The 6,581-nt window shown below is 34.2% G+C and carries 8 protein-coding genes; all 8 read right to left on the reverse strand.

The window, feature by feature from the left end:
• Positions 1-12 precede the first annotated feature (12 nt).
• Positions 13-1,014, reverse strand: coding sequence for a hypothetical protein (locus tag PHP31_03650; GenBank protein ID MDD3738369.1), 1,002 nt, complete (start codon positions 1,012-1,014; stop codon positions 13-15).
• 21 nt (positions 1,015-1,035) lie between these two features.
• On the reverse strand, positions 1,036-2,202 hold the full coding sequence (locus tag PHP31_03655) for a DegT/DnrJ/EryC1/StrS family aminotransferase (protein ID MDD3738370.1): 1,167 nt from the start codon (positions 2,200-2,202) through the stop codon (positions 1,036-1,038).
• Positions 2,203-2,219: 17 nt separating this feature from the next.
• The gene (locus tag PHP31_03660; protein MDD3738371.1) at positions 2,220-2,972 is read right to left on the reverse strand and encodes an SDR family NAD(P)-dependent oxidoreductase; all 753 of its coding nucleotides are present in this window, start codon (positions 2,970-2,972) and stop codon (positions 2,220-2,222) included.
• Between the two features lie 151 nt (positions 2,973-3,123).
• Positions 3,124-3,717, reverse strand: coding sequence for an acetyltransferase (locus PHP31_03665; protein MDD3738372.1), 594 nt, complete (start codon positions 3,715-3,717; stop codon positions 3,124-3,126).
• 28 nt (positions 3,718-3,745) lie between these two features.
• Positions 3,746-4,354 carry a sugar transferase gene (locus PHP31_03670; protein MDD3738373.1) on the reverse strand — a complete coding sequence of 203 codons (609 nt, stop codon included), beginning with the start codon at positions 4,352-4,354 and terminating at the stop codon, positions 3,746-3,748.
• A 91-nt stretch (positions 4,355-4,445) separates the two neighbouring features.
• A complete protein-coding gene (locus PHP31_03675; GenBank protein ID MDD3738374.1) occupies positions 4,446-5,324 on the reverse strand; it encodes a polysaccharide deacetylase family protein in 879 nt (292 codons plus the stop codon).
• Positions 5,325-5,327: 3 nt separating this feature from the next.
• Entirely contained in the window at positions 5,328-5,918 is a 591-nt protein-coding gene (locus tag PHP31_03680) for an acyltransferase (GenBank protein ID MDD3738375.1), read from the reverse strand.
• Between the two features lie 3 nt (positions 5,919-5,921).
• Positions 5,922-6,581 (reverse strand): glycosyltransferase (locus tag PHP31_03685; protein MDD3738376.1); only part of this gene is annotated, 660 nt, incomplete at its 5' end.

The following is a 6,581-nucleotide window of genomic DNA, read 5'->3' on the forward strand; positions in this document are numbered from 1 at the left end:
AATAGCCACTAATCATCGCGATCTTCGTCTATATTTTGGAAAGAAGTCGTCTTCTTCCACACTAAGTTTGGCGTATTCTTCGGGTTTATGAATTAGGTGTAGCGTGTAGAATGGTCGGTACATGCTGCCAAAGCCCATTTTAAACCTAAATAGTCCGTCATCGTTGCTATTGTTTACACCACCGCCTAAACATATGTATTCTGCTTTTAGTTTCTTACCTAAAACTATTGCGTAATGTATCATTAGCTTTGAAGGACTATCTTTTACATAATCATTTTCGGTTCCACCAAAAAGATATTGCATGTTTTTGTTGGCAACAGAAAATAAGCCGCCGGAAACGTATTTGCCATTGGGTGAAAGAATACTTATAAAGTGCATTTTGTCGCCCAAAATTGAAATTAGTTTTGTAAAGTAAGATAATGGGAAGAAATAATAACTTTGGGCTTTATTTCTTTCCATAGTTTGTATATACGACTTGTAAAAATCGTCTAAGAAACTGTAATCGTTGAGTTTAACGGTATATTTATCAGATATTAGTTTATTAATATTTCGCGTATGGTTTTTAGAAAACCCTTTTTGTACAGTTTCTATGGATTTATTTAGAGGAATGTATGCAATATTGCTACGCTTGATAATGTAATTGCTTGGTTCAAAACTTTTTACGCAATTGTTAAAAGGGTGCAATCTGATAAAAGATGTGAAATAGCCATCGTTACAAGCTTCTTCGTTAAAGTTTTCTATAGCTTCGGCAAAGAAGTCTTTGTTAATGTTGTTTCCGCAAAAACCTGTATATCCGTAGGGACTGATTAGATCGCGTTTTCTCAGATTAGGAATCTCTCTATCTATGAGAGGAAAAAGTATTTCTGAATTGTTTTTTTTGAAATACCAGGCAAGCGGTTCTCCTTTTATGTGCTTGGATTCTAGTGAAGTATATTCGGGTAGGCAATAAAAATCGTTGGGGAACTCGACAGATAGTGATTTCCAAATATTATTGTCGGTACTTATGAAAGGCATTTATCGGCTGTCTGTTCAAATTTACACAAAAATTCTGTCAAGTACGGAAAAAACTCTATCAAAGTCGTTTTCAGTCATTTTACTATCTGATGGCAAGCACAGTCCGTTATTAAAGAGATATTCGGCGGTGTTATTGCCAAAAAAAGAGCAAGATTCAAAAACAGGTTGCATATGCATAGGTTTCCATAAGGGTCTGGATTCAATATTGTCTTCTGCTAGGGCAAGTCTGATTTTTTCAACGTCGACGTTTTTGTTTTCGGCAGGATCGACCAATATACACGACAACCATCTGTTTGAAAAGCTGTTTTCCATTTCCGGTTGGAATTTGACATTGTAGCCAATATTATTTTTATCTTGAAAGTATTTATTGTAAGTTTCAAAAATTTTTCTTTTTTGTTCTACGCGTTTATCAAGAATTTGCATTTGTCCTCTTCCAATAGCAGCTAAAACATTACTCAGGCGATAATTGTAACCTATGTTTGAGTGTTGGTAATGTGGAGCTTGGTCACGGGCTTGAGTAGCAAGGAAGCGAGCTTTTTTTACGTATTCTTCGTTATTGCTTAGCAAAGCACCGCCACCACTTGTGGTTATAATTTTGTTTCCGTTGAAACTAAGAATAGAAATATCCGAAAAAGAGCCGCATTTTTTGTTATTGTACGAAGAACCCAATGCTTCGGCTGCATCTTCAACAATAGGTATGTTATAACTATTAGCTATGGCGATTATTTCGTCCATTTTAGCAGGCATTCCGTATAGATGTACAGGTATAATAGCCTTTGGTAGAGTTGGTTTGCCATTGATTTTTCCTGTAATGCTGTCCCTAATTGCCATTTCAAGGAAGTCAGGATTCATGTTCCAGGTTTCATTTTCTGAATCGATAAATACAGGAGTGGCGCCCAAGTATGCTATTGGATTTGCTGAGGCAGAGAAGGTCATACTTTGGCAAATAACAATATCACCTGGTTTTACGCCAAGTATAATTAGTGCCAGATGTATGGCTGAGGTTCCGGAGCTAAGTGCTGCTGCGTGTTTAACGCCGGTATAGTTTTGTAAATCTATTTCAAAACCATCGACCATAGGTCCTAATGGAGCAATCCAATTACTTTCAAATACTTCTATTACATTTTCCAATTCCTCTCCACCCATGTGTGGAGAAGATAACCAAATTCTACTTTTATTTGTACTCATATATTTTAATGTATATTTTAGTTCAGCATATAACCGCCGTCTATAACAATGTTTGTGCCTGTCATCCACTTTGTTGCGTCTGATAGTAGGTAAATAGCAGTATAGGCGACCTCTTCGGGGAAACCATTTCGTTTGAGTGGTGTTTTTTGTCGGTACATATCTAGTTGACCTTCAATAAAAAGTCCATCGTTTAAAATAGGAGTTTCAATAATTCCTGGGCAAATGGAATTAACTCGGTAGTTTGGAGCCAAATCTAAAGCCATACCTTTTATAAGTCCGTTAATGGCACCTTTTGAAGCCGAATATAAAGCACCTCCAACCATTGATAAATAAACGCCCGACAAAGAAGAAATAAATACAATGGAAGAATTTCTCTTCAATTTTTTCTTTTTAATAATACCTTGTGTCAGTAGAGTAGGGGCTTTGAAATTGTTATCCATCATAAAGTCTATACTCTTTTCACTAACAAATTGAAATGGTAGCGGGTCGCTAACGCCGGCACAATTTACCAAGCCGTCGATAATTTGCAGTTCGTCAATTAGCTTATTTCTATCTTCTTCGGAAGTTAAATCAGCTATAACACTACTATGTTGATTACCATCCATCATCGATAAAGTCTGATTGAGCCGTTCGGCATTTCTACCGGTAATAGTGAGAGTAGCACCAAGTTTAGAACATTCGACAGCAATGGCTCTACCTATCCCCGATGAGGCACCTGTAACCAAAAAGTGCTTATCTTTTATAGAAAATGGATTGTTAGTTGAGGGCATTTTTGTGTAATCATAGATTTAAAATGTAAATATAGTGGTGTTTGTCTAATCAACAAAATTTATACATTTATGCAATTGGAATGCAGACATGTATGAAATCGATGGTTTTGTCTGTTTTTTTTGCTATTTATTAATTAATAGCAATATATTATCACTCTTTTTTTAATGATTTTAAAATCTCGCATCTGTTTCCCACCGCCAAAGAAAAATCTGGGATATTTTTTGTTACCACAGAGCCAGCTCCAATAATGCACCATTTACCTATTGTTACTCCAGGTATAATAGTACTACCAGCTCCTATCCATGTCCCTTCTCCTAATGTTACGTTTCCACAAAGTGCAGAATTAGGAGAGATATGCACGTAGTCCTTTACGATACAATCGTGGTCAACAGATGCTGACGTATTGATAATACAATGTTTCCCTATTTGACAAGATGATTGTATAACTACGTTCTGCATAACGACCGTTCCTTCACCAATGGATGAATGTTCAGAAACTATAGCAGATGGGTGGACGGCTTTACCATATTCAACTTCTAAACTTTCTGCTATTTTTTTTCTTGTTTTATTGTCGCCTACTGAAATAATTAAAGGAGAAATTACTCTGTCAGTCCTCAAAACAGGATAACTCAGCAATTCTTTAATAGTTTCGTTATCGTCAAATAATCCATGGACACCAACACCTTGTGCTGTTAGAATATCAATAATTACTTTCGCGTGTCCGCTTGCTCCGTACAAATACATGATGTTTACTTTTTTAGTGAACAGTTATTCACACATTATTTCCTTTAAACACCTCCATCGTAGCACTTGTTTCTGAACTAATTCCTTCACGAACAAATACTTTTTTTAGTGTAAGAAAAAGTATTTTTACATCTAATGCCAAAGACATATTATCTACATACCATACATCATGTTCAAACTTTTGTTCCCAGCTTATGGCGTTTCGACCGTTAACTTGAGCCCATCCGGTAATACCTGGTCGCACTTCGTGACGGCGTTTTTGAGAATCGTTATATAAAGGTAAGTATTGCACCAATAACGGACGAGGTCCAACTAAGGACATATCTCCTTTTATAACGTTTAGCAATTGTGGTATTTCATCCAACGAAGTTGAGCGAACGAATTTACCGACTTTTGTTAATCTTTCAGCATCAGGCAATAGTTTCCCTCGCTCGTCTTTTTCATCAGTCATGGTTTTAAATTTGATGACCTTAAAAATCTTTTCATCTTTGCCTGGACGCTCTTGAAAGAAAAATGCTCCAGCACCTTTATTGGCAATAGCTAGTAATAGCCATAAAAATAGGAATATCGGACTTATAACGATAAATCCAATTAGTGCTGAAAGAAAATCGAGAATGTGTTTTATGTGTTTATACATGTTTTTAGTTATTTCTGAAAATGGTTGTGCATACTGAGCTAAATACAAGTGCTAATATGTTTTAATATTAGATTTTTAGCTTTATACCCCACTATAATATCACACACTCACTACTTCCCCAGTCGATCAGAGAATCAGCTTTTTCTAAATTAATAAAATTAAACTGTTTTATTAGATGGGTCATTTTTTCAAATGCATTTGATGTGCCAATATTCGATTTTGCATACCTTTTTAAACGGTTAAAAAACGAGCCTTTTTCTTTAAAATAGGTTTCATAGTCAGTTTTTGACATTATGCCACCTTTATTGTGTATAAGATCGCCGATATGAAAATAGGTCATTACATATTTATTGTTTTTCATTTTATTCTTAAGAAGCCAAAGAGGGAAAAATCGAAAATAACCTCCTCCCGAATATGCAACTTCTTTACCAAACAATTTAGTAGAACAAATAGGAAATTCTTTTATTTGGATGCCATTATATTCTACAATTGTTGGTGTACGTGATGGAAATGATGAGAATCCTCCAAAATCTCGTGTCATGGGAAAAACTGATGCATCTCTTCTGATACCACATTCATACAAAACTTCGAAAACCCATTTGTTTTGTTCTCCAATAGAGAAAGCTGGAGCTCTGTAACTGATAACTGGCTGACCTGAAACATCTTGAAGAGACTTAACAGCCTCAATAGTATCCTCTCGCACGGCAGAGGGTTTCATTTTGTTGAGCCATATATGTTCGTCAGAGTGACAACCTATTTCATGACCTTTATCGGCAATTTTTCGAATAACTTCTGGAAAATTGGGAGCAATTTTTCCTATACAAAAAAATGTAGCTTTAATTTTCTGTTCTTCTAATATATCTAGAATAGAATTCAAATATCTATCATATTCTTGATATTTATCTTTTCTTCCACCGTAGTAAGCCTTTTCTATATACCATTCCTCAATATCAAATGTTAGTATTTTCATTATCTATTTAATATCAATATTAGGTCTTTCTGGAATTTCTTTCACAACCTTAGCTGGTCTCCCCATAGCAATTGTCCATGCTGGTATATCTTTCGTAACAAGCGAATAAGCTCCTACAATCGCTCCTTCGCCAACAGTAACCCCAGGCATTACCATTGTTCTTTGTCCAATAAGACAACCTTTTTTTAGATGAATTTTTGCAATGTTATATCCTAATATTGCATAATCATCTCCTTTATAATATTCTTTTAAATTCCTTTGATGACATAGCAAAGTAGATTCTCCTGCAATATGTACATGATCTTCTAGAATTAACATATTAGCATGTCCAGAATCTATCCAAACATTTGAACCAATAAATACATTATTTCCCACTTTGGCGCCAATTTTTCTTAAAATCCATGGTCTTAATTTTCGGGGACTAATTGGAGCTAATAACCACGAGTTCATTAAGAATTTTAGTAAAAATCCATCTCTATAAGTTTTAAATACTCTTTTAATTAATACCCATAAACTTATATTTCCATACTCTTTTTCAGAATAATTTAGCCCTATAGCCCTTAAAAATCGATATGTTAAACTTAATTTTGTCATGAACTATTTAACGCATATTGAATTTAAAATATTAACATATTTACTAACAGCATTTTCTAAAGAATATTCTTCAGCTGCTAATAAAGCATTCATACATTGTTCTTGCAGGTTTTCGTTGTTATTAAGATATTTAGCCAAATTTTGAATATCTTGTTCATTATAATGATAGGGTAAAACAAATCCACACTTCTTTTTATTTATTACTTCAGCCTGCCAACCGTAATAATTAATTAATATTGGGCGACCAGCGGCTAAAGAGTCGAAAAACTTATTCGCAGAATTATCCCATTTAATTTTATAATCCCAAACAAATGAGCTACCCATCGAGATTTTGCTATATAAATGAGGGAGAGAGTCTTTACTAATAGGCTCTTTAAAAACAATGTTTTTATTGAGAATATTTTTTTCTTGACAATATGATATTATTTTTTCTTTTTCGCTACCGTTTCCAAAAATAAGAAATAAAACATCAGGATCTATTTTGATCATTTTTTCAGCTAATTTAGCAACATACATAATATCATTAACCGGGCCTAAAGTGCCAGCATAGAGTATAGTTTTTTTGTTGCTCAAATCAATATTTAAATCAACTTTCTTAGAAATATCTTTAAATCTTTTTAATTCACTTATATTAGTAATGACATCTATTTTTTCTAATTTTAC

Source organism: Lentimicrobiaceae bacterium (assembly GCA_028697555.1).
Lineage (GTDB): Bacteria > Bacteroidota > Bacteroidia > Bacteroidales > UBA4417 > UBA4417.

Coding starts and splice junctions, on each gene's coding strand:
- PHP31_03665 (MDD3738372.1), bottom strand. CDS start 3,717: ATGTATTTGTACGGAGCAAGCGGACACGCGAAAGTAATTATTGATATT.
- PHP31_03655 (MDD3738370.1), bottom strand. CDS start 2,202: ATGAGTACAAATAAAAGTAGAATTTGGTTATCTTCTCCACACATGGGT.
- PHP31_03675 (MDD3738374.1), bottom strand. CDS start 5,324: ATGAAAATACTAACATTTGATATTGAGGAATGGTATATAGAAAAGGCT.
- PHP31_03670 (MDD3738373.1), bottom strand. CDS start 4,354: ATGTATAAACACATAAAACACATTCTCGATTTTCTTTCAGCACTAATT.
- PHP31_03660 (MDD3738371.1), bottom strand. CDS start 2,972: ATGCCCTCAACTAACAATCCATTTTCTATAAAAGATAAGCACTTTTTG.
- PHP31_03650 (MDD3738369.1), bottom strand. CDS start 1,014: ATGCCTTTCATAAGTACCGACAATAATATTTGGAAATCACTATCTGTC.
- PHP31_03680 (MDD3738375.1), bottom strand. CDS start 5,918: ATGACAAAATTAAGTTTAACATATCGATTTTTAAGGGCTATAGGGCTA.